We start from the raw sequence: 26,531 nt of genomic DNA, 5'->3' as shown, positions 1-26,531 counted from the left end.
AAATTTTGGAAAAAAACTAATTTATTAGTGTTTAGGATGTATCTTTTGTGTTGGAAATATGTGACTGATTCAAAATTTTAAAAAAATAAATGTATACTATTGTCCCAAAACCCATTGATTAAAATCAAGGTCTGCCGGTAAATCCAGTTTCTTTCGTAATCTATACTTTTTTGATTCGACAGTTCGGATCGACATATTCCCATACTGGGCAATCTCTTTGTTGGAAAAATTGAGCTTCACCATGGCAATAAACCGCAGGTCATTGAGCGTAAGTTCTGGATGTTTTGAAGTTAAAGTAGTGTAAAAATCAGAATAAAAATCTTTAAATACGATGATAAAAGTGGGATCTCCATTTATGGCAAGCTGAACCACTTCATTCAGGCTGATATCCGGTTTTTTATTATCATCATTGATAGGTAATGCTTCTTCACGGATTATTTTATTCTTAGATTTCTGCTTCTTACTGTAAATCGCGTAGGTGAGCAAAATACCCGTGAAACCCGCTAATAACAGGACGATGTAGTTAGGAGGAATTGTATTGTTCTTGATGCCTTTCTCCCCCGTTTGGTTAAGTAATATCTCTATCGGAATATCCAGTGCGCTTTTCTCATTCTCAATAAGGCTGTCATTAAGAGTAGAGTATTTCTGCAAATATTCGTTTTCTTTTTCAATATGATGAAGCCTGTTGTAAACTTGGGCAATGAGTTTGTATGTTTCTCTGTCACGACTCTTGAGCCCTGCTTTTTGGGAAATGCTTAAAGAACTGAATAAAGAGGTCAGTGCTTTGTCATAATCTTCTGTCTTCATATACAGTTCACCATAGCCTCGAAGCACGTTGGATTTACTCTCCGCAGAGGCGTCTTGGGCTAAAACGGCAGCTTTACCCAGATAAAATTCTGCTGAATCTATCTGGCCAGACATCATATGCCTTTGCGCTATTTCTATAAATAACATCGGAATGGGAGATTCCATACATTTGCGTTCCATTATTTTTGCTGAATCACTCATTCCCATCATAGAGAAGCTCGATCTCTTCCATTCATAAATATAAAAAAGCTGTTTTTTCCTGTTCTTTGTATCCTCAATTTCACAAGCATTTTTTACTCCTTCATTAAAGCTTTTTACCGCTTTTTTGTACATTCCTAAGCTATAATAATTCCTTCCGTATACAATATTTAGTTTAGTTTTTAGTTCAGCGTCATCAAAATTCCTTAGCTCTCTGCTAGAATATTCTAAGAGCTGAAAGCTTTCTTTATGCCTCGAAAGACCGCATAGTGTAGATGCGATGCCAATGCATGCTCTTAATTCTCCTTTTTTATACTTTAATTTTTTGGATTGTCTAAACAGTGATTTTTCAAGTAAAATCTTCCCTCTCAGGTTACCAATGTCCTGTAATCTCTTTGCTTCATTTTTTTGTAGACTGTCAATTTCTGGTATTGTATTCTGTGCATGTACCTGAAAAAACACAAAAAGGAAATGTAATGTGCATAATGTTCTTATAAATTTTGTTTTTCCCATAAATTTTTAATCACTATTGGCATTCAATATTGCTTTTTTACAAAAATATGCAAAAAAGCATTAAAAATATTGTGAGACAAATAACATTAATATCTGTCGTAAAGTTGATAAAGCAGGATGGTAGTATTGCAATAGGTGAATTTCTTCAGGTCGAATTGAGGGTAAAGGATGCAGAAAAGTATAAAAAGATTAAAGAATGGGGATGGGGAAGATGGAAGGGAAATGATCTTAAGCCCTATGGAGAAACACATGACTTTGATAATGAATGTATTGAATGCCACAAGCCGATGGCGAATCGGGCGGGTAGGAGGGTTATCATAATACTCAACTCTTATGACATTTTCCGGTCGAATGCCTCTTGCCTGTGATTCTGTAGATTCAACACCATTTATTAAAAGTAAAAATTTCCCCCCTTTAATACTAGAAATACTGCTGGAAATAGGATCAAATTGAAGTTCAGGCAAGGTTTGCAGTAGATCATTAGCATATCTTGCTTTTTTTAAGGCTTCATCATCAAAAGTATAAATTGCCTTGTCTACAAATTGTTTTTTTCGTTGTGCTTTTATAAGAACTTCCTGGACATCTTTTGTAAGTTGGACTGAATCTTGAACCGTTGAACTCTTAATTTCTTGTGCAAAATTAAAACTTCCTACCACCAATAGTGTTAAAATTAACTATTTTCTCATTATTAACTTATTGATAACAAATTTAAAATAATAGGATGTTTTTCCAAAATTAAAATCACTTTATTTTGAAAAAAAGAGGAGTGCAAATATTTGTAAAATTTTTTTATGGAATAAAAAGATATACATTACTAGTCGATTTTGTCAATGGTAATAGGTCATTCAATGAGTGGGAATCTAGGTTTAAAAGAGAAGGAGTATGTAAGAAATCAATATCAAGATTCTTTTCTTTGGGGAAGTTTCTATAATACTTTAAATTTTTCTCTAGAAATTCTGGTCTTTTTGAGTCATGATATTGATTATTAGTTGGTAGTCTGTTCGCATTTGATCTAATATTTCCTTTACAGACTTCAAATTTGAATTATTCTTATAATAATAAGATCAGCCTTAACCTTGGATTAGGTTATTCCTTTTTTAATAAGATCGATCTGAAAGTTTCAACTTATGATCCTGCGACAAATATTACGAGAACAACCTTTGAAAACTCTAGCAAAGCAAGCCGATTGGGTTTGGACTATAACCTGAATTATCCTGTCACTAAAAAACTGACTTTGAGTGTCAATGGAAATTCTGCTTTTTTCTTTATTAAAGGTAAGCTGGATGGCATTGAAGTTGAAAACAATCTTTTTACGTATTATATTTATTTTTCAGCCAATTACCAGTTTGTAAATAATTGGAATATCAATTCAAGCATCGATATCAATAGTAAAATGCCGGCCGGTCTTCAAAGTACGACCAATGTTTTTACAGGCTCTTCTTTCAGTTTCAGCAAACGTATTTTGGACAATCAGCTTTCATTTTCAGCCTATATCAATAATCCTTTTAATAAATTCAGGAATGGAGTTACTGAAATAAATGGAATTGATTTCTACCAAAGTAATTATGTGAGAGATTATTATAAGTCATTTGGTTTCAATGTCACTTATAAATTTGGAAAGCTTAAAGACGAAATAAAAAGCACAAGAAGAAAAATGCAGAATAATGATCTGGGAAATTAGAAGAAGGGCGATCTGTTTGGACATTCTTCCCTTATTTTTAACACTATAAAACAGTAAAAGATACTTGACATTAAAACTTAAAAATCACTGATAGCAACAGGCCCTGACGTTTGTCTGGGCTTGTTGTGATTGCTGAGTCTAGTAGAAAATTATATTTAAGCAACATTGATTTTATTTATTATCCCTTCTGAAACCTGAAAATACCGGCATGATATTGTGTTTGTTTTTTACGGTAGTAACGCTTAAGCTTCAAATACTGTTTATTATTCTTTTTAAGAATTTTATGAACAGTTGCAGTCGAGATTGAGTACTCATATAAACGTTTCATCTCACTGGCTATGCTACGATGCCCTAAATTGCGATTTGTCCTTAAATCAAGAATTCGATGCTCGTCCTCTTTTCTTATAATATTTAGTGTTCTCACAGCGTATATAAACTTCTTAAATCCTGTACAAAAAAGTTTGGATTTGTACTTCTATTAATATTATTTCTTAATCCCGCTTGCAGCATGGATTCGTTCCAATGCTTTTTGCGAATCGATGTTTACCGGGTTTAGATGCAAGGACTTGACGTACATTTCCTCCGCTTCCTTAGTTTGTCCGATCTGTTCTAGTGCTTCGCCGTAACTGTTCCATGCATTATCGCTGATTGGGAACATTGTGCAGTTTAATTTAAAAGCTGCAATCGCGTTATTATAAAGCTTGTCTCCTAAAAAAGCATATCCGAGATTGTTCATGTCATTTTCAGAAAGTGTGAAATTAGTGGTATCCTGTTTATTTGATGTCAACATTTCCGCAGCTATTTTTTCCCCCTTGCTAACCAGCCAGCGGCCATACAGCTTAGCCAGATTTCGTTTAGCAGGTGTCATTTGCTGGTGGTTTAGTATTCGTATGCCGTTTTGGGCATTTTTGTAAATGCCCTCACTCCCTGTATTATCCAAAATGATCACCGTTTGTTTTTTCTCCATGTCATATAGCAATATTGTCACCGCCCCGGCCATACCGCCGGCATGAAATAACTGACCTCTATTTTCCGAATCCGTAAAAATAAACCATCCGAGCCCGTCTACTGTATTTCCCAGTCCGCCAATATTCATCCAAACTGAGTTGGGTTGCCCGTTTTCAAGTCGTGTGCCTTTTATTGCCTTGCTCACTGTTTCGAGTTTTACTAACGATCCATTGAAATAATGATTTGCCAGCTTCATTAGATCTTCACAAGTACTCACAATATTGCTGTGTCCATAAGCCCGTTCCTTATAATCCGCTGCAGTTTGATCAATACGGATTCGGTCGGTCGCATAAATTTTTGGGTAATCATAGTTTTTCGCCTGATACATTTGCTGCGCCTTCGGAGAAGAAAGCAGATAAGTGTTTTTCATACCCGCGGGTTTAAAGATGTATCGTGCTAGATACCGGTCAAATGATTTCCCGGATACCTTTTCGACTAGGCAGGCCAGTAATTCATATCCCAAATTGCTATACCACCACTTCTGACCCGGTGCAAGCTTAAAACTCACTGGATGTCCGGCAAGAAATTGCAACAACTCTGTATTGGTATGTGGGTGTCCGTTTGCTTTCTCAAATGTCGCCAGTGCTTGCCCCAAATCCTGATCTGAAACTCCTGAACTGTGTGAAAGGAGCTGACTGATGGTGATCCCGGGGTAAGGAAAAGTTGGAATATACTTTTTCAATTTATCATCCAAATTTAGCTTTCGCTGATCAGCCAATTGCAAGATGGCGATGGCTGTGAAAGGCTTTGAAAGTGAAGCAAGCTGAAATGCTGTCCGCATGTTATTAACTTTTCTTTCTTCAAAATCGGCAAAGCCAAAAGACTTCTGATAAACTACCTGTTCTCCTTCGGCTATCAGCACGTTACCGTTCAGCCTGTCTTCCTTTGCCAGGCTAGTATAAAAGCTGTCAATTTTGACCTAACATCCTGTGCATTGGATCTAAAGGTTATTAACAGCAACAACAAACCAATTAAATGAGTCCTAATCATTTAACAAAATTAATGACATTTGGAATAAAAAAATAGAACAGGATTTGCCTTTACAATTTACGAAAGGCTTTTGGCAATAAACCGGTCTCTGTTTTGAAGGTTCTAATAAAATGGCTTTGATCTGCAAACCCGCAAAAATAACTTATCTCAGAAATCGAAAACTTATCCCGCAACATCGGGATCGCCCGTTCAATTTTAAGCTTTCTAAGGTATTGGCTTAGTGTGCATCCAAAGTATTGAGTAAAATGCTTAGAGATTGTGGTAGGATGTACACTCACAAGGGCTGCAAGCGCATGGAGGCTGGGAATTTCTTGCCAGTTGTCATTCAATAGCTGATGCAGCTCTCTTACCCATTTTGGAGGTACTTTATATTTTTTGTTTAGAGGAGAAATAAGCAATTCAGCAACGTGGTCGGTCAGAGCGTCCTCATTAAGCTCTGCTTCTTTAAAAACGCGTAAAATAAATGATGCATTGATATTATGAAATTTAATAGCTTCAGCAAATTGGACTTCAGTGAGTTCATATTTTGCAAAGAACTCTGGTCCGATCTCCAAGTTAATATTCCGTGAAGGAAACAATGTATGGTCGTTTCTGTGTACCTCATCACTATGATAAAAGATAACCTGACCTGCACCCAGCTGGTAGTCGGCACCGCGCCGCTGCTCCCGGTTTCCTCCATCGAGCACTAAAGTAAGGTGAGTGTGCTCATGAGAATGCCAATCGTTTGAAACAACCTGATGGTAGACTGTATCAACGAGTTGGATACCATTGCCTTCATATCGGCTGGTGTTTTCCCCAAGGTAAGTTCCACTGCTTAGTCTGATCATTTTGCTAAGGTATGATTTTACGTGATAATATTTTATCATATATCAGAAAGATAATCGGCTTTAGCGAAGAAGCTATCCAGCTATTCTAATCGAGATTGATAAAAAACAGAAACACTGAAGTCAAGTAAGAATTCATTTTGTAAAAGTTTTTCATATTCTTAACTGTCAGATAAAGTCGTGGCTATTACAAATAAATCCATATTATTATTTATAAAGTTTATTAGTAGTCATCTTTATAATTCCTATAATTCTTTGTATTACTCCAAAATTCATGACATTCCTCGATTTTTGATTTTCAAAATTTTTATCAGCCTTTAAATCTTCCCAATTTTTTTCGAAAATAGATTGGCATAATTTATAAAATCCATTTCCCTGCTCTTTATCTGATTTGTGTATAACCAAAGCACTTATTAGAGGTCTTTTATTATTATACTCATGTAATGAGATTTCACCAAGCCAATCATCGATTAATTTTCTGTCAAAACTGTTATCAAAATTTAGGTTTAACTGAAGTTGTGATTATTAAGTTCAGTATAATACAAGTTCTTTTACTTCTAGCCACTTCTATTAAGTGTTTTCTTATATCTCCTAACATAATTTTATGAATTTATTACAAATTTATTGATTACGAACACATATAACACAGTATATCTGATCAGAAATTGTTTCTAAATGGCTTAAAGGCATTTTGAGTCATATAAGAATTGAATTAGAAAATTAAGCTTAAGCTAATGCAAATTAGAAAAAGACCTTGTATAGTAATATGAGGTTTTTTTAATGAAAATCATTATAAGTCTAATAATGATATACACTTCGTTGGAGCTACTCAAAAAATAATGAAATCTTTTGTTCTTCCTTTTGGCTTTTGAAGGACAGCAAGTAAAACAGTTGATTGTGGTGAAGGAAGCATTTACAAATGGTTCACTAGAAAGAACAAAGACATTGAATATTACCCAAAAAGCATACAGGGCTATCTAATGACAATTCTCCTTTTTCTATAAGCTGCATAAAACCCCATGCGGAAACAACCTTGGAAACAGAGCCTACATTGAAAATGATGTGTGGTGTCACTCGTTTCTTACTTGCTACATCAGCATATCCTATCGATTGTATCAATGAAATATCACCATTTTTAATCAGAGCTACTGCTACACCGGGAACATTGTGAGCTGCAGTAAGTTCCTGAGCCATTTTGTTGATTTCAAGATATAGAGGCTCTACATTTTCATGTTTTATCATATCTTTTGTAGTGGAGCAGGAGAGAAGCAGCCCTGCCGATATTATTGGTAATACTGAAAACACATTAATTTTCATTGTAATTTATTAGGTGAGTGTGATACAAATAAACGGTAAAAATGTTTGAAATAGCTATCTTACAAGATAATAACTTTTAAAACTTCAATATATCGTAGAAAATTAATATATATTATATTTTAGTTACAATAAAATAATAGCTGAAATTTGCTCCTGCCGGAACATTAAAATAGCACTCATTGTTGGTAAATTGATTGGTCTCTCCACTTTCATATTGGAAAAATAAAGCTATCTTTTGATTCGGCTGGGTTGTAGGCAAAGCAACTGTAAGAGTTTGCGGATTGGCAATACTATACGTATTTACATGGGTGCTTCCGTTATCACTTCTCATGCCGCTCATGAGTCCGCGGAAAATAGTATTTGTGCTGTATGAGGTTCCTGAAGCCGTTGCAAATATTGTATTGACCTGCATTTGCCCCGTGAAGGTGTAATTTTGGGTATTGTTATACCTGTTGCATCTTGCTGTTCCATAAAACTCAAAAAGATAAACACCCGGTTCCGGAATAATAATATAGTTTACATTGTTTGCGGATTGCCCGTTTATCGTGGCTGACGCATCGGTTCCGAATGTAAAACCAATGGTGTTTCCTTTAAGACCAGCATCATTTTTAATGGATAGATTGGTATATTGGTTAGTTGTGTACAGTGAAAAACCTCCCGTATTCGTTGTTGCATTGTATGTAGGGGGATAAATATCTCCATTTTGATAGTACAAATATTTCACTGTGCCTCCCAAATTTACACCATTTCCATCCGAATTGACTCCAAAAGTGTTGAATGGCGGGGTAAAGCCTGTAGCATCGAGAACAGGAAGATTGTCATGTTTTACATTAGCAGTTCCTGATGAATTGACATGAAGTACTGCAGTCGGAGAATTTGTATTAATTCCTAAATGCCCCTGATCCGTCATTCTTAATAGTCGGGCTGCAGCTGAGTTATTAATGTTTAAAGCATTAGTGGCAGCCGTATTTCCTTTTGAGACAATATCAAGCATGGCAGATGGGTTTGCCGTATTAAGGCCGGTATTCTGCCCAAAAGCAACAGAAAAAACTGCTAAAAAGATGATTGTAAGTAATTTTTTCATGTCTTATAACTTTGAAATGATTAATGTAACTCTTTTATCAATTCCGCTCGGCGCCGAAAGACTGCAGACATTTGTATTGAACTGGTCGCCGGTTCCCCAGTTTACAAAAAAGGCAACCTTCTGATTGGCCGAGGTAGTTTGTATAACTGAAAAAATATTATGGGCAAACGGGTAGTTATATGCTGCTGTCGTTATCAAAGCTCCGGTGTCCTGACGTAAGGGAAATGCATTGTGCCTTATTGTCGTTAATTCCTGATAGTTTGTGTTTCCGGAAGACGCAAGATAGATTCCGGTGCCTATTCCTAAAAGATTAGCACCTCCGGAGCTTGAAGATCTCGTTCCCGTACAGCTTGTATAGTAGTTTAGATTTAATTTGTAGATACCGGGATTTGGAATGGTGATGTAAGCTACCTGGGCCGCCGAAGCTGTTGCCCCTGAAGTACGTGTCAAAGTAGCTGAAGCATCTTGTCCGGCAGTAACTGCCAGAGCATTATCTGTAATTCCGGTAGTGGTAAAAGGTATGCTGTAAAAAATACTGTTGCTGTATAGAGAAAAATTGCTCAGCGTCTGTGCTGCATTTATTGTTATATATGAATAGGCTGCAGTAGGAATGTAGGTTCCCACATATCCATTTGCGTCTATTGCGAGTGGAGAGACACTCCCTGTAAACTGAGGAAGGTTTTCATAGCGTATTTGCCCATTGGTATGCAGCTTTGCTGCGGGAGCAGCTACATTTATTCCTACATTTCCGTTATCTAAGACGGTGAACATTTCTGTGCCGGATGAATTATTAATTTCAAGGGCTTTTGTTGAGCCTGTATTTCCCTTGGATTTAATGTCAAGTGTTGCAGAGGGATTTATTTCATTGATGCCTATTTGGGCAAAAGAAAAGGATGATACTAAGAAACAAATGGTTTTTATAAATTGTTTTTTCATTGTAAGGTATTTACGTTGTTTTAGGTAAGAGTGTGTTTAAAAGACTTACGGTGTAGATAATTGTTGTAAAGAAAAATTTCTGTTTTCCTTTAAAGAGTTGGGTGCCAGAATAGATACATTGGTGGTCGGCTTATTATATGCTCCCCAGTTCATGGTCAGATACACCCTATCTCCTGCGTTAAGATGAACAATACAGCTGACATTGATCGGTGAGCTGCCCTGGGAAGCTGTCTGATTATCAAGATTTGCCCTGTTTCCGCCAATAATGTCACTTAATGCAGTTCCGTTTTTAGTAATATTAAGATTGATCCCGGTGAACGGATCTGTTCCTGAAACTGCTGTTCCGCTTCTGAAATAAGAATAACCTTCTATTTTATAAACTCCTGATTCGATGATCTGCCAATAGTCACTGCCATCATTCCACGTCGCAGAACCACCCTGGTTTACAATGACGTCACCTGATGAAAAAGGAATGATTTGAGGAATACTGTTATTAAAATCTGTAAAAGCCGTACCAGTGAACGTAACGGGATTAGTTGCTCCCAAAGCAGCAATAGTAGGCGTTGTTTTATTGAGTAATAGTGCTACTTCCCACGTTGTTCCTGTAAGAGTTCCTTTACTTATGAACATGGTATATCCTCCTGGTGTAAGGGTCACACTTGAGACACCTGCTCCAGATTGATTGTCGATGAGTTCAGATCCGCTTGCCGAGATGGTAAGCCGGCCTGTACCTACATTTTTTATATAATAAATTCTTCCGAGGATATTTCCCGAGGCGGGAGTTGCAGCCACAGCGGCTGGTAAGGTGAATATTCCGTCAGAAGATCCGCTGTATGCCATATAAAAATCATTTACTCCAAGTGCCATCGAAGTCTGTACATTCTTGTATTGTCCTGCAATGGAACCGTTAATCGTGAGAGAACTTCCCGGATTGATAGTATTGATACCCACATTTCCGGTCTGAGAATAAGAAACACTGAAAAAAAATGTTAAAACTAATAAAGATAAAGTTTTCATGTCAGTATATTTTATAGGGTTATTTTAGATTAAAAATTGGTATAATTCATAAGAGTATATGAATTATACCTTTGTTCATCAGCTGTGTAATAGAACCGTTCAAGACTATTATCATCAATAAATTGAGGGACTAAATCAAGTGACTTTTAAAGTGTATTTATTTTTCTACTCTTTAAAAACTTTTGATTTTTAATTTAATTCGATAATAAACAAATAGAATTCTTCGATTGTTTCAAAAATTCGGAAGGTAAAATCAGAAATTTAAGAATATTTAAAAGTGAAGCCTTTATAGATACATCTTTAGTTGTTTCAATCACATCTAAAGCTGATCCGGGCTGAATTGTATCAATTCCTACTTTTACGTTTTGGGTATGAATAAGAGTAAAAGAAATACCCTCTGAAGGGACAGTCATTTTTTTTTTCATTGTAAAATAATTTTTTTGTGTGTTTATGTTTTCTTTTCGGTTTCATGTAAAATATTCATGTAAAATTTATTTTTTATGAAACTGATTCACAAAAGTAATCATCAGGCAAAAAAAGCATGCACTGCATTTGCACTGCACATAATAGTGTGTTGATTTCCAATTGAATAAATTGCAATGAAGTGTGCTGCAGTGTAAGACAAATGGAGATAAAATTCAAGGTGATAATATACTTGAATGTACCAGATCATATTTTTATAAAAATGTCAATTCTGCCACTCTTATACAAGTAAACTAGATATGTTATAAAAACAAATAAAATTCTATTTTTTGGGTTGGTACATTCAAATATATAGTTGCGTTTAATTATTCTAAAGATTATATAAAGCGAAGAATCGGTAATGTGCTGATTCTTTTTTATTTTAGCTAAATAATTATTTACTTAAATTGTAAATTATATTCAATATAAAAATGGAAGTTCAATTTTTCAAACCCAAAAACGAAATTCTGAAAAAATATATTGAAGGGTATTATTTTATATCAGAAAAAGACTCCCTTAAGTCAAATAAATACTGGACTTTCCCCAGCAATAACTCTGTTGTAACCGTCTGTAAAAACGCCACAGTCATCTCAGAGAACAACAAAATCTCTGTGCTTCCATCTGACAGCAAAAAGATTGATTCAAATTTTTACTACAATATTTCTTTTCCCGTTGAGATTTTTTATGAAAAACCAGTGAACGAGATCACTATGTATTTCAAGCCGTTGGGTATTTTACATTTTTCTGATGATATTTCGTTTGAAATCGGTAAAGACAATGTCCCGGATTTCCAGCCACATCCCGATTATTTGAATGAAATGGAAAGGATTCTGAGCATTGAAAATAAAGAAAACCAAAGTTCAGCATTGGAAAATTATTGGTTATCAAAATTCCGGAACAAAGATTTTGAAATTATAGAAGATGTTTTAAATGAAATTAAAAACGGCACTAAAATCGGTGATATTGCAGATAAATTGAATATATCGCGGCAGTATTTTCATAAAATGTTTTATAAAAATATCGGAAAATCTCCTTCCGATTACAGGAAAATCCATCGTTTTAAAGGTATTATCGAAAAGTATAAGTCTAATGAAAAGTTTATTGAACTTTCAAATAACGGATCGTTTTTTGACCAGCCGCATTTTAATAAAGATTTTAAAGATTTAACGAGAATCAATCCCACTTTATTCTTTAAAAGCGTCGATACAAAACTAAGTAATCTCTGGCTTTTTCAATAATGGTTTACATTTTTACAATGTTTGTGTATAAACAGAGACTAATTTTGTTTATCCGTTAAAAAAAACGTTGAAATGGAACACTATAAAACCAAATTATCAACTCTTATTCTTTTATTTTGCCTGATACATATTCAATTTGTATGGGCACAAAAACCTGACATTAATAAAATTAACCAACAGTTAAAAATACTCGAAAAAGAGAATTATCTGAGCGGGGTTGTTCTTATTGCGAAAAACGGGCAGTCAATCTATAAAGAAGCTTTCGGGTTTGCCAATCTGGCGGACAGTATTCGTAATAAAACAGATACAAAATTCAACTTGGCTTCAATGAATAAAATGTTCACGGCTATGGTTATAATGCAGTTGGCTGAAGCTGGAAAAATTTCACTTCAGGATAAAGTAGGGAAATATCTCACCGATTATCCCAATAAACCGGTTGCTGATTCGGTAACGATACATCAGTTGTTAACCCACACTTCCGGAATGGGAAATTTCTGGGCAGAACACGACAAATTAGCGAAAGAAAAATTCAAGACTGTAGAAGATTATCTTCCGTTATTTGTAAATCAGAAACTCGCTTTTGCTCCCGGTTCGGATTTCCTGTACAGCAATTCCGGGTATATGGTTTTAGGGTTGATTATTGAAAAAATAACAGGTAAAAGCTACTTTGATTTTGTAAAAGAAAATATCTATAAACCTACCAAAATGATGGACACAGACGCTTACGAGCTGGATGAAGCAATCCCGAATTTGGCTACTGGATATACAATGTCACTGGAAAAACCGGGCCAATGGAAGAACAATATTTTCTCGAATGTGGTAAAAGGAACTCCTGCCGGTGGTGGCTACGCTACGGCTGATGATTTATTGAAATTTGCCAATGCTTTGCAGAATAATATTTTATTAAACAAAAAAAACACAGAACTTTATACTTCCGGCAAAGTGAAGTACAGAGAAGGAATGTACAGCTATGGAATTATAGAAAACAAAATAAACGGACATCGTATCATTGGGCATACCGGCGGACATTTCGGGATTGCGAACGAATTGATGATTTTTCCGGATTTAGGGTATACTGTAGTAATTCTTACCAATGGAGAAGTTGAAAATTACTGGGAAATAAGTAACCTCGTCAAAAGAGAAATAGGAGGTTCCACACCAGCTATTGAAAGCTTTTTTTACACCAAAGATGTCATTAAAGAAGTCTGTAACAAAGGATATGAGGCTGCCATGATGAAAATTAAAAACAGCTCAAAAAAATACCCGCTTAAAGAAAATCTTATTGAGAGATATGGGTATAAATTATTATTTGAGAAAAAATATAATCAGGCGATAGATTTATTTAAGTTAAACATCAACAATTTTCCAGACTCTTCTTACGGCTATTACAATATGAGTGAGGCATACAGAATTTCAAACCAAAAAGAAAAAGCTATTGAGTTTTTAAAAATTTATATTGAAAAAGAACCTGATGACAAGGACGCTTTATCAAAATATGAAATGCTGAAAATTAAAACTAGTATTGACAAAATTAATTAATATTTTTAAGTCAAAGCATAAATAGAAAATGCCTGAATAAAATACGGGCATTCATTTAGAAATATAAATTAAGTAAAATTACTTCAGTGTAAACTTCACCTTCGTCTTAATGGTGTCTTTAATATACATATAACGCGTATAAAAGAGATATTGATAAAAATATTAGATTAATGTATATTACATTAAAAGACGCTGTAAATTTATATTTGTGAGTAAAAAAAATAGTTTCGTTAGATATTATTTTTTTCTCTAAATTAATAAGTGTAAATAATACAAGTAATAAAAAAATAATATGCTAAGAAAAACTTTATATAAAATTTTTCATTTATACTTTATATTCTGTTTGTGGCAAAACGGAAACGTCTTTGCCCAGCAAACATCTGGACTCACAGAGAATATTATTTCAAATGACAACGGTTTTCCGATTGTTTCATCTGATGGGAAAACAGCAAATTTATTTTATGATAAATCTGAAAATGTTGCGGTCATTCGTGCAGTGAAAGATTTGCAGTCTGACATTCAGAAAGTGACAGGAAAATTACCCGATCTTTCAACCTCAGAAATTTCCGGAGAATTTGAAATCATTATCGGGACTATAGGAACAAATAAATTGATTGACAAACTTATTTCCTCCAAAAAGATCAATGCTAAAGATTTAAAAGGCAAATGGGAAAGTTTCGTGATTACCACTGAGGAAAACATAAAATCTAAATCTAAAAAACAACAACTCATTATCGCAGGAAGCGACAGGAGAGGAACGATTTACGGAATCTATGAATTATCAAAACAATTAGGCGTTTCTCCATGGCACTATTGGAATGATGTCCCTGTTCAGAAACGTTCTTCGGCGTATGTTGTTCCTGGGTATTATGCTTCAGGTGAGCCTAAAGTAAAGTATCGCGGTATTTTCATTAATGATGAAGAACCTGCTTTCGGAACCTGGGCAAGAACCAAATTCGGAGGCATCAACAGCAAAATGTATTCACACATGTTTGAGCTTCTCCTTCGTCTCAGAGCCAATTATTTGTGGCCTGCAATGTGGGGGAAAGCCTTTAACGAAGATGATCCGCTTAATCCGAAAGTTGCCGATGAATACGGAATCGTCATGGGGACTTCTCACCACGAGCCGATGATGCGGGCTCAGAAAGAATGGGGAAATCATAGAAAAGAATACGGAAACGGTGAATGGAATTACCACACCAATAAAGAAGGTCTCCTGAAATTTTGGGAAGAAGGATTCAGCCGGAACAAAAATTATGATAATCTTGTGACAATGGGAATGCGTGGAGACGGCGACGAACCGATGAGCGACCTGGGAAGTGCGGAAGCCAATTTCAAATTATTGGAGCAAATTATGCTTGACCAGAGAAAAATTATTCAGAAAGTAACAAAAAAACAGGCTAAAGAAACACCTCAGCTTTGGGCTTTATACAGTGAAGTTTTAGATTACTACGATCAGGGAATGAAAGTTCCGGACGATATGACGATTCTACTTTGTGACGACAATTGGGGAAATGTGCGCCGATTGCCTTACCTCAATGGCAGAAAACATCCTGGAGGTTACGGAATGTACTACCACGTTGATTTACATGGCGCGCCAAGAGCCTACCAATGGCTGAATATGGCGTAGATTCCGCACATGTGGGAACAGCTGCAGCTGACTTACAGTTATGGAGTAGATAAAATCTGGATCTTGAATGTCGGAGATCTAAAACCAAATGAATATCCAATGGATTTCTTCCTGAATATGGCGTGGAATCCAACTTCTTTTACACAGGAAAACCTGGATTATTACTCGGTGAAATTTGCAGAAGATCAATTTGGAAAAAATAATGCCAAAGAAATTGCAGAAATCATCAACCTGTATTGTAAATATAATTCAAGAGTTTCCGCGGAAATGATGAATCACAAAACATATAATCTTCAAAGTGGGGAGTTTTTGCAAGTAAGAGATGCTTATCTGGCTTTGGAGACGAGGGCTTTGAGACAGTTTATGATTTTGGATAAGACCTACCAAGATACGTACAAACAGATTATTTTACATCCGGTTCGTGCAATGGCCAATCTCTACGACATGTATTACGCCGTTGCAATGAATCATAAATTGGCAGAAGAAAAAGATCAGAAAGCAAATTACTGGGCAGATTATGCCGATGAATGTTTCACCAGAGATGCCGAATACACCAAAGATTACAACCTGAATATCTCCGGAGGAAAATGGAATCATATGATGGATCAGACGCACATCGGCTACAAATCCTGGGACGAACCCAAAGAAGGAAACATTAAGCCAACCGTTTACAGAATCACTCCTGCAGAAGCAAAAACCGGAGGGTATATTTTTGAAGAGAAGAATGGCGTAGTGACTATGGAAGCTGAACATTTCTTTGATGTTAAAGCTCCTGCCAATACAAAATGGACGGTTATTCCGGATTTGGGAAGAACACTTTCCGGAATTTCCTTAATGCCTTATACCGAAAAAACAAACGGATCAGCTATTAGTTATCAGTTTAAATTAAAAAATAATCCTTCCACTGTAAAAGTACATTTCTTCTTTGATTCTACGCTTCCGTTCAAAAAAGGAGGACACAGCGTTAAAGCTTATTTTGATAAAAACGACCCAAAAACCATCGGTATCAATCAGGATTTAACCTGGGCGAATAATTATACCAAAATGTACCCTGCAGCTGCGGCGAGATTGGTAGAAAAAGTTGAAACATTTACACTTCCTCCGAATAAAAATAGCCTACAGATTTTAACAGTTGAACCGCTAGATCCGGGAGTTGTACTGTATAAAATAGTCATCGACAACGGAGGCTACGAAGAAACATATTTAAAAATGAATGAAAGTCCATATAAAAGATAAAATTATGAAGATTTTTAAAAATATTCTAACGTTTTCATTATTCATTTTTGCTTTGAATAATGGTTTTGCTCAAGTTGAAAAAAGCAAAATTTCATTACAGAAAGAATTTCGATATACCAATCCTATCACCAGAGATTCTGCCATTTCAATGCGGGATCATTTTATTATTAAAGTAGATGATATGTGGTATTGTGTGGGAACTTCAAATCCTGTCTGGACTGGCTCTAATCCGGGTGTCCGAATGTTGGTTTCAAAAGATTTGATCAACTGGAAACAGCATTCTTTTATCATTGACGCCAAAAAGCTGCCGAAAGACACCCCTTACAACGGAAGATTCTGGGCTCCTGAAATTCATTTTATTCAAGGAAAATACTGGCTTACTGTAAATAGCGGGAAGGTTACCAAAGAAGATCCGAAAGGAATGGCGACGCACAGCATCTGGTTATTTTCGGCAGATAAAGTGACGGGGCCGTATAAATTGGTCAATGGTCCTTTGACACCACAATATAATAATGATTCCACTTTATTTGAAGACGAAGATGGTCAGGTTTATTTATACTGCAGCGGGAATGGACTTTTTCAGGCTAAAATTGATTTAAAAACAGGAAAGTTAACAACGCCTATTCAAAAGTTTTTGGATAAAAAACAGCCTGGCTGGCCGGAATGGATGGTTGGCGGAATCGAAGGACCTTTCGTTATTAAAAAAGAAGGAACGTATTTTATGTTTTTCTCCACCTGGACAAGAGGTTATGAAGTAGGATTATTAAAATCAAAATCACCTCTCGGGCCTTGGGAACTGGCATCACCTGAACCAATTTTCGGAACAAGGAAAAAAGGCTATAGAATTGAGATGGCAAAAGAAAATGGCTACGAAAATCTGTTTTTTACCGATACAGAGGATCCGTATCAGGAAACAGGTCATAATGCTTTGTTCATCGGTCCTGACGGAAATCTATGGAATTCCTGTCATTATTTTATGTACGAAAAAAGACCATACCCGTACAGCCAGACTTTTCAGCCTTGGGAGCTTGGTCCGCAAATGGGAATCGAACCCGTACATTACAAAGACGGAATGTTTTACATCGATGGGCCAACCTGGACAGAACAAATCATTAAATATCGGGAGTCCAAAAAGTAGAGTAGTATACAAACAAAATGTGAGATTTTTTCTAACTTTTATTTTTTTAATTTTCTGGAGTTGCTACCTTTGTTAGGACAGGATTCTTATACTCTTTAACTTTAATGTTATGAAAAAAGTTAGAAAAAATTACAATTTAGAAATCGAAGATTCGACGGAGTCAATTTAAGATTTAAGCAGTTTCATTAAGTGAGAAAAGAGGTAATGTTTCTTCAGTAGCCGAGGAGCTTGGAATCTGTAAAGAGAGTTTGTTGAGGTTAGTTTATTTTATATTTAATATTAAAACTCATAATTTAGATAAGGATTCTACTGGTACAGTTAAGCATATAATCACCTATCTTTGAGCTAAACAAAAGTTTGTATTTTTAACACAAGCGTTCTATTGTAAAAATTTTCAAAGATGGTAACAGCCGCTCAAATTAAAACGTATCATTTTCTGCCACATAAATACGGGGCGGAATTATTGTTGGATCTTGGACGTATTGAAACATTGAAGAATTATGTACTGGACCGCACTGTACATCAGCTCAGTTTTTACGAAATTGTTTTCATCGAAGAAGGATCGGGAACACTTTCACTGAATGGAACGATAATGTCTATAACTCCCGGAACCATCATTTTTATCAGTCCCGGGCAGGTTCGCCGCTGGGAAATTGAAGAAAAGATAAAAGGCTATACGCTGTTCTTTGAAAAAGATTTTCTTCACCTCTTCTTTTCAGATGAGCTGTTTCTGTACCGGTTTCAATACTTTCATCAGTATTCTCATCCCGCTGATATAAAGATCGATCAAGCGTCATTTGGAAAATGCCTTGAGCTTTTACGGGAAATAGAACGGGAGTTCAGACAAATTCAGAATGACAGCAATCATTTGATCCGGTCAGTACTTTATCAGTTACTTATCATTCTCAACCGCTATTATGCTCGGATATATAACGTTCAGCGGGACACTTACATCCATGCAGACTTCTACAGATTCCGCTCTTTACTGGAAAAGAAATTTTTAGAAGATCAAACCGTTGAAGACTATACTAAAATGCTTAATGTAAGTTCTGGGTTCCTTAATAAAATCTGTAGGCAATTCAGCGGATTATCAGCACAGCAAATGATTCATCACAAACTCATTTCAGAAATAAAGAAAGCGTTGCACCAGAATAAATCTGCAAAAGAGATCTGCTATGAATTTGGATTTTCAGATCCTTCCAACTTTAACCGTTTTTTCAAAAAATTTACCTATACCACACCTTTGCAATACCGAAAGAATATATGAATTGACAATTTTGATTATAAAATGACCATTTTGTAAGATACGAATGTTCCTAAATTTGCCAAAAAAAGGGAAATGATAAAATCTGTAACATTTAGTCTTCTATTTTTTCTAATGAACCTGTTTTGTGTAAAGGCAGAACAATTATATGTTAATCCCCTGACCGGCAATGATATAAATTCGGGAACAAATACACAACCTCTGAAGTCGCTTTCAGAAGCCGCCAGACGCGTTAATCTAAATAAAGATCAGGGAGAAACAACAATCATTCTTTCAGAAGGTACTCACCTGATCACCGAAACAGTCATTTTTAACAATGATAAATATACTTTTACCAACCGTCTAACGATCCGTGCTGAAGTGATGCCCGATGATGCAGACTGGACACCGAAAAAAATGCCGGTCGTTATGACCATTGTACCTCCTGAGCCTGGTGTGGGGGGAGAAGAAGCGAGAGGCATCCAACCCGAGGTAAGCCACGTTACCATTGCAGGTCTGCGGTTTACAGGCAGCCCCGATTATACGTATCTCGATGCCAATAATTTGCGTCGTTCATACCCCATCTGGCGCGACGGAAAAAAACTGAACGATCTGCTTGTAACACAATGTCTGTTTGCCGGGAATGCAGATGTACTGCCTTTACATGTAGGAGTGATCGCCAATGGCTATGGTTTAGTTATTGACCATTGTGTTTTCTTCAACTGTAAAATTCCTGTTGTCTTCTGGAAAAATGAAGGAAAGAACGGTATTCGCAGTGCTATGCAATATTCGTTGGTCTATGGCGGCTATTTTGCAGGGGTCTGGACTACCCAAGGGACCAACGGTGATGACTTCGACTTTCATCATAACATTATCGCCAACACCAGCACAGTGTGGATCAGGGAAAAAGGAAGTGCACGCCGGTATAAGGCTTCTGACTGTATTTTTGTGAATTATAATAAACTGGCAGGATACGGAAGCGGGCCGTTGAGCGACAGTATTCCCACTCCTACCGATTTTCTGGAAATGAAAAACGTACAGACTACCGGAAACGTGATCATTGAAAAAGATCAGAGTAAACGCAATTACCTACAATTGGCAGAAGGTTCATTGGGTTCGAATCTAAATGCCGGACTTTTTAAAAGATAAGTTGTAATCATAACAGTCATAAACTCATTAATAGTAACAAGTATGAAAAAATTAAGAACAATCTTATTTCTTTTCCTATTAGTCTCACAAAGTGCATACAGCCAAAAAATAATTTTGGACAAAAGCAATCTTGTACCTCATAAAGTTTCTATGCAAATGGTAAACCTGAAAGGTAAAAAAGTTGTTAGGGTCGTAAAAGACAGTGCGGTGAAAGAAGCGGACGAACCTACATTTGTTAAAATAAAGAATACAAAATTCAAAAATGGCAGTATCGAAGTAGAAGTTCTAAGCCGGCTGCTCCCTACGGCTGCTCCCAGCGACCGTGGGTTTATTGGATTGGCATTCAGGATTGACGACATGAATTCCAAATTTGAATCCATATATATACGCCCAGCGAATGGTAGAGCCGAAGATCAGGTGAGGCGCAATCATTCGATTCAATACTTTTCTTACCCAAATTTTAAATACGACCGCCTTAGAAGAGAGGATCCAGAGAAATATGAGTCGTATGCTGATATGGGCCTGGATGAATGGATCACCATAAAAATTGAAGTGAAAGGCAGCCAGGCTAAGCTTTTTTTAAATAAGAACAAATACCCTTGCCTTATCGTGAATGACCTTAAACAAGGCTCGGATGCGACGGGCGGCGTAGGCTTATTTGTCGATGTAGGAACAGATGGCTATTTTCGAAATCTGAAAATTAACCCTTCAAAATGATGCAGTAGCATAAAACTTTATACAAATATTTATGCCGCTACGCAATACAAAAACTCTGAAGGTACACTGCTGTAAAATACCTCATTTGCAGATGATCTCTTTAAAAATCCATACCAAACATATGGGATAATAAAAAACAAAATATATATGAAGGCTTTTTTTAAATGGATTAAACGGATAGGATTAGGCTTAGTTACATTGGTTATATTATTGCTTATTGCAGGATTTATCTTTGAAAGGATATCCCGGAATGATGCTGAAAAAATCAAACCCGACGGCAATTTTGTGGAAGTTGACAATCACCGGTTGCATTATTACAAAAAAGGAAATGGAGGGCCGACTGTTGTTTTTGAAACGGCATTCGATCCTGCCGGACATCTGCAATGGTACCATATTCAACAAAAGTTACCTATTTCTTACACCAGTTTTTCATATGACAGGTCAGGAATATTATGGAGCGAACGTGGCCAGAATCCAAAATCAGGTGAAAAGATGGCTGAAGAACTGCATCTCCTGCTCGAAAAATCCAACGTACCCAAGCCTTATATTCTGGTTGGACATTCGTTTGGAGGAACACCTGTCCGGTTTTTCGTCAATCAGTATCCTCAAGATGTTGCAGGCGTAATATTGGTGGATAGTCAATGTCCTGATGATAAAAAATATCTATCACCGGAACTGTTCAAAATGGTCAATCAGGGATTGCCAGGTGGTTTTTTGAAATTTGCCAATGCTTTTGGGTTGGCAAGATTAATGTTTAAAGGTATGTTTCCTGCTGAAAAACAATATAAATATCAAAATTCCATCATGCCCGCTTTGCTTTATAAAAGTGCAGATGCGGTGTTGGAAGAACAGGATCACATGAGTTCTGTCAAAAAAGAAGCTGAAAAAATAGAGTCTTTCGGTAATATCCCTCTTTTGGTACTGACCGCTGCAGATCCAAAGCGTTATGATTCTTCTATTCAAGACAAAAAATTAAAACTTGAAATGATCAGTGCGTGGGATAAAATGCAAAAAGATTTTTTACTTCTTTCAACAGACAGCAAACAAATTTTAGTTCCCAATAGTGGTCATTATATCAATCAGGATAACCCAAAAGTAGTTGAAAACGCAATCAATGAAATGGTGAGTAAAATATTACATCAAAAATAAGTTGCGATTTGTACAGGGTTCAAGGTTAGAAATTTTATTAAGCTTTTATACATTAGTGTAAATATCAACTTCAATTACCCGCTTTCGTCAAGCCTAAACGTTATAGGTAATTTTTAAAAGTAACAAAATGATTAGAAAACTGTGCATTATCATACTGTTTTTAATGTTTATTCAATTAAAATTAAAATGGCACCAACTGTCTTTTGTTGGCGCTATTTTTCCTCTGTACCCCTAAACGAAGAAATATCGAAATATTTGGTTGAAGATTTAGAGAGAATTTCTCAAATTTCAGATATTAAATAACAAGTCTCCAACTTTAAATATTGATTTCAAAAGTCTGTTGCTTGTTTATAGTAATTAAGTTTTTATAATATTCAGAAGGGGTTTTACCGATTATGTCCTTAAAATAACGGTTAAATGAAGATTTTGATTTAAATCCGGCTTCATAAGCAAACGATAAAAAATTAATATTTCTATTTTCCTGGATGGCTTTTTCAACCATATTTTTAAAATATTCAATTCGGTATTCGTTGATGTAGCGATAAAAAGGCTTGTGCTTGTACCCATTCAGCATTTCGCTTATTTGGTACTTGTTGATCTCAGTTTTTAACGCCAATTGATCCAGATTCAGGTCACAGTCTCTGTACAACTGTTTTTGCCTCACAGACTGATCCATTTTCTGCCAAAGTTCACTGAATTTTATTTCATAATCAACTGTATTTAATGATGGCTTTTCTTTATCAAAATATTGATTAACAGGGATTTTGAAATTATGTTGAGAACTGATTTCCTGAAAATGGCTGATTTCCGTTGTAAGGCTTTTTCTCACAATTATAAGACAGATCACCAGCAATAGAAAGTAAGCTACTGTTCTTATCGAAATATTAATGAGCTGAGATTCTTCAGGATAAAGATAAAGCAATGTTTTTGAAATTATCACTCCGCATTCCATAAAAAGAATACAGTGAGAAATTCGTGCAATTGCATTGTATTCAGTCTTTTCAAGGGTTTTAAATTGATTTTTATTAATGATGACAATGCTTTTTAAAGGATAGTATAAGTTAACCGTAAAAAGAACGATCAAACTGAAATCATTGTAAAGGTCAAGCAGTTTCTGATCAACATGATTGAGTACAAAAAATACACAGGAAACCGTCAAATAACCGATCATCAAAATAAATAGTGGAATAAAAGCATACCATTTACTCGTAACGGAAAATTCTTTTTTTGTTTTACTTAAAGCATACAGATAGATCAACGGGCCATAAGACGCACCAATAAAAGTATTCATCTGCTGTCTGATACTTTTGTCAGGAATAAAATTAAAAATAACAAACTTGATAATGAGATGAACAGCAATCGCAGAAAGCAGACAGATAAACAAGTAATTTGAGGGTGATTTTCTCTCTCTGAACTGTAAAAGCCAAAGCGCCACCAACGCTTGAAAAGCCCCAATGATAACTATATATTGCATCCTTCCTTATGTTTCCACAAAATAAATGCAAAATCTTCATTGTATCATTCAGGAGTCTATTATTTATCTATTAAAAAATGAATTTCCGATTTAATATTGGGTTCATAAATAAATAACAAATAATTTAATTATTTTAAATTGCTGAAAATTAATGGTTTAATAGTACCGATCCAACGAGTGATACGTTGTCTGAATATGGTTTTTTCTTCTGGACGAATGTGGATTTCGATTCACCCAATTTTGCCATAAAAAAATTCCTATGAATAATTCTATTGGTTTTTCAAAACAAAAATCTCGAATCATACAGATTTCTGCATTTTTCCTGATGGCTTCTTTTGGAACCATTCATGCACAGACTATTAAAGGTACTGTGGTCGGCAAAACAAACGGAGCGCTTCCGGGAGCTAATATTTCGATTGTAGATGCCGAGGCTAAAGCTGTTTCATCATTAGACGGAGATTTTAATCTTCTTTCACCCCAATTAGGCGAAATAAACATCAAAGTTGAATATATCGGCTATGAAACGAAAATCTTCCCGGTCACAATAAAAGAAGGAACCAACGATATCGGTTATATCACTATTGCTCCCGAAGAAAAGAAAAACAAGGATAAAGTAAAAGATATTGAGCAGGTCGTGATTTCAAAGCCTAATGCTTTAACACAGGCCAAAGCTTATGAAATCAAGAAAAATAATAATGCTATCATGGAAGTTATTGCTGCCGATGCGATTGGAAAACTTCCGGACAGAAATGCTGCAGAAGCTGTACAAAGAGTTCAGGGAGTGGCTGTTGCAAGGTATCACGGTGAAGCAGATCAGGCGACCGTTCGCGGAACTCCTTTTTCCTGGACTTCTGCATTGTTCAACGGAAATCGTCTTCCCAGCGCGAATGTTTTAGGAAACAGATCTTTTGTTTTGGATGTTATTCCTTCCGAACTGATTCAGTTTGTGCAGGTTTCAAAAGCCGTTACACCTGATATGGACGGTGATGCGATCGGTGGAAGTATCAATTTTATTACAAGAACTGCTCCTGCAAAGAAAACATTAAGTATAAGTGGCGCGGGAGGGTATAATACTTTCTCTCAAAATGCAACGTATAATGGCTCAATTGTTTACGGAGACCGTTTTTTCAAAAATAAATTGGGAGTGATTCTTTCCGGTGCAATTTGGGACAGACAATGGGGAGCAGATTCATTTGATGTGACTTACAATACGGGCTTAGCAAATGATGATCAGAAAAAATCCATCAGCACGATCATGATGAAACGATATATGGGAACGAGAAGAACGATCGGTCTGAATGGTGGACTGGAATATAAATTTAATGCCAATAATAAAATTTATTTCCGTGGAATGTTTAATAAGTTTGATGATATTCGTCCTGTTTACGAATCTTATGTAGATTATACCAACAGCCGTTATCAGTACAATTTTAGGTATTCTCACTATCAGACAGAATTATACGGAATGGAATTGGGCGGTGAACACAGCTTGTCTTCAAAATTAAATATCGACTGGATGCTAAGCGATTATCAGGCAAAATATTTTCTTGATACCCCGCCGACTAATGATATTAAAGGACTTCCGATTGCGACTTTCAGACAAAAAATAACGGGAGGATTTGCCAATTTATCAAACGACGGAAAACGATATTGGGGCTTCGATTCACCCAATGGAATAGGAGGTGAGTACCTGGATTACAGCTCTGATGCAGCCAATCCGAATGAAGTGATGGGTGCAAATAAATTATTGCTTTCTCAATTGGTTATTGCAAAATTGGACAATAATGAAAGAGATAAAATCGCCAGAGTTAATTTAAAATATGATATAAATCCGAATATTTCATTAAAAATTGGAGCAAAATACCGTGAAAAAGACAGAAACAGTACGTATGGATACACCGCAGTTTTCCTTCCAAATGCATCTTTAGGAATTCCGAATTCTCCAGCTTTGCTGACGTTGTCTCAATTAACAACAAATGAGCCACCAAAAGGAACCACTTTCCTCAATGGTATGAATGGAGATTACAGCCAGTACATCATGAATCCGCCGACAAAAGATCAGCTTTTTCAGATGTATTCTCCAGAATTTTTGCAGAAGAATGGTTTTAAAGATTTTTCAAATGCAGAAACCAATGCAACAAGTGTTTACACAGGAGAAGAAAATGTCTTTGCAGCGTACGCAATGGCTGAAATCAAAGCAAGCGATAAGTTCAAAATCATCGGAGGTTTCAGAAATGAAACCACAAGATTAACTTTAAACGGAGCAAAAGCAACCAAATCAGGAACTCCCGCCGCAACAGTAATCAGTGAATCTATTGTGGAAAGTAACTATAATGCTTTTCTTCCGATGCTTCATTTACGGTATAATTTTTCACCAAAAGCAAATGTAAGGTTTGCTTATACCAGATCATTCATCAGACCGAATTTCGGAGATATGTCTCCGGGATCGAGCATTGACAATACTTCAAACCCGAACAAAATTACAAGGGGAAATCCTGATCTGCAGCCGACTTTCAGTCATAATTTTGACATGATGGGTGAATATTATTTCAACAATATAGGTATTCTTTCAGGAGGTGTCTTTTACAAAAAAATCTCAGACATTGTATTTTCAGATACCTCTATGATGAATCTTAACGGAACCGATTATATGGTCACCCAAGCGAAAAATCTTCAGGATTCCAATTTGTTAGGATTTGAGATGGGGATCAATAAACGTCTTGATTTTTTACCGGGATTCTGGAGCGGTTTTGGAGTTGAATTTAATTATACATTCATCGATTCAAGCGTTGATGTTCCGAGAACAGCAAATGGAGTTCAGTATTTTGATAAAACCACGCTTCCGAATCAGTCTAAAAATCTTTTCAACGCGATTCTTTATTATGAAAGCAATAAAGTAATGGTACGACTTGCAGGAAATTACAGAGGAAAATCTGTGGAAACAATTAATCAAAATTTAGGTCCTAATTATTATATCTGGTCTGATAAAAATTTTACAATCGATTTTTCGGCAAGTTATGACATCAGCAAAAAAGTGAAATTATTCATTGAGTTAAACAACCTGAGCAACGAAAGTTTAAGACTTTATATGGGCGACAACAAAAAAAGAATAACATCAAACGAATGGTACGGAAGCAGAGGGCAAATGGGGGTTCGTTGGCAAATATTTTAAAATTTTATT

General features: G+C 35.9%; 20 protein-coding genes and 2 pseudogenes. 12 read left to right on the top strand and 10 right to left on the bottom strand.

Features of this window, described 5'->3' with window-relative positions; all coding sequences use genetic code 11:
- Nucleotides 1-96: 96 nt before the first annotated feature.
- On the bottom strand, nt 97-1,518 hold the full coding sequence (locus tag BMX24_RS16795; protein ID WP_089794822.1) for a tetratricopeptide repeat protein: 1,422 nt from the start codon (nt 1,516-1,518) through the stop codon (nt 97-99).
- Nucleotides 1,519-1,565: 47 nt separating this feature from the next.
- On the opposite strand from BMX24_RS16795, the gene BMX24_RS21535 reads away from it, so the two are divergent.
- Nucleotides 1,566-1,886: a cytochrome P460 family protein gene (locus BMX24_RS21535; RefSeq protein WP_089794820.1), complete on the top strand. Its 321-nt coding sequence runs from the start codon at nt 1,566-1,568 to the stop codon at nt 1,884-1,886.
- Here BMX24_RS21535 and BMX24_RS21530 read toward each other — a convergent pair.
- A pseudogene (locus tag BMX24_RS21530) lies at nt 1,818-2,177 on the bottom strand (TonB-dependent receptor); the annotation flags it as partial. The gene BMX24_RS21535 and the pseudogene BMX24_RS21530 overlap by 69 nt on opposite strands.
- Before the next feature lie 380 nt (nt 2,178-2,557).
- Here BMX24_RS21530 and BMX24_RS16780 point away from each other — a divergent pair.
- The gene (locus tag BMX24_RS16780) at nt 2,558-3,199 is read left to right on the top strand and encodes an outer membrane beta-barrel protein (protein ID WP_170835738.1); all 642 of its coding nucleotides are present in this window, start codon (nt 2,558-2,560) and stop codon (nt 3,197-3,199) included.
- A 484-nt stretch (nt 3,200-3,683) separates the two neighbouring features.
- Here the strand turns inward: BMX24_RS16780 and BMX24_RS16775 are convergent, their stop codons facing one another.
- From BMX24_RS16775 to BMX24_RS16740, 7 genes are all read right to left on the bottom strand, one after another.
- A complete protein-coding gene (locus tag BMX24_RS16775; RefSeq protein WP_228404923.1) occupies nt 3,684-5,081 on the bottom strand; it encodes a serine hydrolase domain-containing protein in 1,398 nt (465 codons plus the stop codon).
- 166 nt (nt 5,082-5,247) lie between these two features.
- On the bottom strand, nt 5,248-6,024 hold the full coding sequence (locus BMX24_RS16770; protein WP_170835736.1) for a helix-turn-helix domain-containing protein: 777 nt from the start codon (nt 6,022-6,024) through the stop codon (nt 5,248-5,250).
- A 924-nt stretch (nt 6,025-6,948) separates the two neighbouring features.
- Nucleotides 6,949-7,263, bottom strand: a complete 315-nt coding sequence (locus BMX24_RS16760; RefSeq protein WP_170835735.1) for a serine hydrolase domain-containing protein — start codon at nt 7,261-7,263, stop codon at nt 6,949-6,951.
- A 187-nt stretch (nt 7,264-7,450) separates the two neighbouring features.
- Entirely contained in the window at nt 7,451-8,422 is a 972-nt protein-coding gene (locus tag BMX24_RS16755) for a hypothetical protein (RefSeq protein WP_089794810.1), read from the bottom strand.
- 3 nt (nt 8,423-8,425) lie between these two features.
- Nucleotides 8,426-9,358 carry a hypothetical protein gene (locus BMX24_RS16750; RefSeq protein ID WP_089794808.1) on the bottom strand — a complete coding sequence of 311 codons (933 nt, stop codon included), beginning with the start codon at nt 9,356-9,358 and terminating at the stop codon, nt 8,426-8,428.
- Nucleotides 9,359-9,403: 45 nt separating this feature from the next.
- Nucleotides 9,404-10,375 (bottom strand): hypothetical protein, encoded by a 972-nt coding sequence (locus tag BMX24_RS16745; RefSeq protein WP_089794806.1) that lies wholly within the window; start codon nt 10,373-10,375, stop codon nt 9,404-9,406.
- A 194-nt stretch (nt 10,376-10,569) separates the two neighbouring features.
- Complete coding sequence (locus BMX24_RS16740) at nt 10,570-10,800, bottom strand: hypothetical protein (RefSeq protein WP_089794804.1); 231 nt, start codon at nt 10,798-10,800, stop codon at nt 10,570-10,572.
- Nucleotides 10,801-11,268: 468 nt separating this feature from the next.
- On the opposite strand from BMX24_RS16740, the gene BMX24_RS16735 reads away from it, so the two are divergent.
- The 9 genes and pseudogenes from BMX24_RS16735 to BMX24_RS16695 all read left to right on the top strand — a co-directional run bounded on the left by BMX24_RS16735 (nt 11,269) and on the right by BMX24_RS16695 (nt 21,876).
- Nucleotides 11,269-12,075, top strand: coding sequence for a helix-turn-helix domain-containing protein (locus BMX24_RS16735; protein ID WP_089794802.1), 807 nt, complete (start codon nt 11,269-11,271; stop codon nt 12,073-12,075).
- A gap of 72 nt (nt 12,076-12,147) precedes the next feature.
- Complete coding sequence (locus tag BMX24_RS16730) at nt 12,148-13,614, top strand: serine hydrolase (protein WP_089794800.1); 1,467 nt, start codon at nt 12,148-12,150, stop codon at nt 13,612-13,614.
- A gap of 292 nt (nt 13,615-13,906) precedes the next feature.
- Nucleotides 13,907-15,499, top strand: a pseudogene (locus BMX24_RS16725) (glycosyl hydrolase 115 family protein); the annotation flags it as partial.
- A 12-nt stretch (nt 15,500-15,511) separates the two neighbouring features.
- Nucleotides 15,512-16,480: a hypothetical protein gene (locus BMX24_RS21375; RefSeq protein ID WP_317040898.1), complete on the top strand. Its 969-nt coding sequence runs from the start codon at nt 15,512-15,514 to the stop codon at nt 16,478-16,480.
- Between the two features lie 4 nt (nt 16,481-16,484).
- The gene (locus BMX24_RS16715; RefSeq protein ID WP_170835734.1) at nt 16,485-17,618 is read left to right on the top strand and encodes a glycoside hydrolase family 43 protein; all 1,134 of its coding nucleotides are present in this window, start codon (nt 16,485-16,487) and stop codon (nt 17,616-17,618) included.
- Nucleotides 17,619-18,018: 400 nt separating this feature from the next.
- Nucleotides 18,019-18,885: a helix-turn-helix domain-containing protein gene (locus BMX24_RS16710; RefSeq protein ID WP_089794791.1), complete on the top strand. Its 867-nt coding sequence runs from the start codon at nt 18,019-18,021 to the stop codon at nt 18,883-18,885.
- A gap of 72 nt (nt 18,886-18,957) precedes the next feature.
- Nucleotides 18,958-20,010 carry a hypothetical protein gene (locus BMX24_RS16705; protein WP_089794790.1) on the top strand — a complete coding sequence of 351 codons (1,053 nt, stop codon included), beginning with the start codon at nt 18,958-18,960 and terminating at the stop codon, nt 20,008-20,010.
- Nucleotides 20,011-20,052: 42 nt separating this feature from the next.
- Nucleotides 20,053-20,727, top strand: a complete 675-nt coding sequence (locus BMX24_RS16700; RefSeq protein ID WP_170835733.1) for a 3-keto-alpha-glucoside-1,2-lyase-like domain-containing protein — start codon at nt 20,053-20,055, stop codon at nt 20,725-20,727.
- A gap of 147 nt (nt 20,728-20,874) precedes the next feature.
- Nucleotides 20,875-21,876, top strand: coding sequence for an alpha/beta hydrolase (locus BMX24_RS16695; protein ID WP_089794787.1), 1,002 nt, complete (start codon nt 20,875-20,877; stop codon nt 21,874-21,876).
- A 316-nt stretch (nt 21,877-22,192) separates the two neighbouring features.
- Here BMX24_RS16695 and BMX24_RS16690 read toward each other — a convergent pair whose 3' ends face one another.
- Nucleotides 22,193-23,350 (bottom strand): helix-turn-helix domain-containing protein, encoded by a 1,158-nt coding sequence (locus BMX24_RS16690; RefSeq protein ID WP_089794785.1) that lies wholly within the window; start codon nt 23,348-23,350, stop codon nt 22,193-22,195.
- A 259-nt stretch (nt 23,351-23,609) separates the two neighbouring features.
- On the opposite strand from BMX24_RS16690, the gene BMX24_RS16685 reads away from it, so the two are divergent.
- The gene (locus tag BMX24_RS16685; protein WP_089794784.1) at nt 23,610-26,522 is read left to right on the top strand and encodes a TonB-dependent receptor; all 2,913 of its coding nucleotides are present in this window, start codon (nt 23,610-23,612) and stop codon (nt 26,520-26,522) included.
- Nucleotides 26,523-26,531: the final 9 nt, after the last annotated feature.

It is taken from the genome of Chryseobacterium wanjuense, assembly GCF_900111495.1.
GTDB lineage: Bacteria > Bacteroidota > Bacteroidia > Flavobacteriales > Weeksellaceae > Chryseobacterium > Chryseobacterium wanjuense.
The sequence above is the reverse complement of the archived record's forward strand: the minus strand, read 5'-3'. Positions and strand labels throughout refer to the sequence as shown.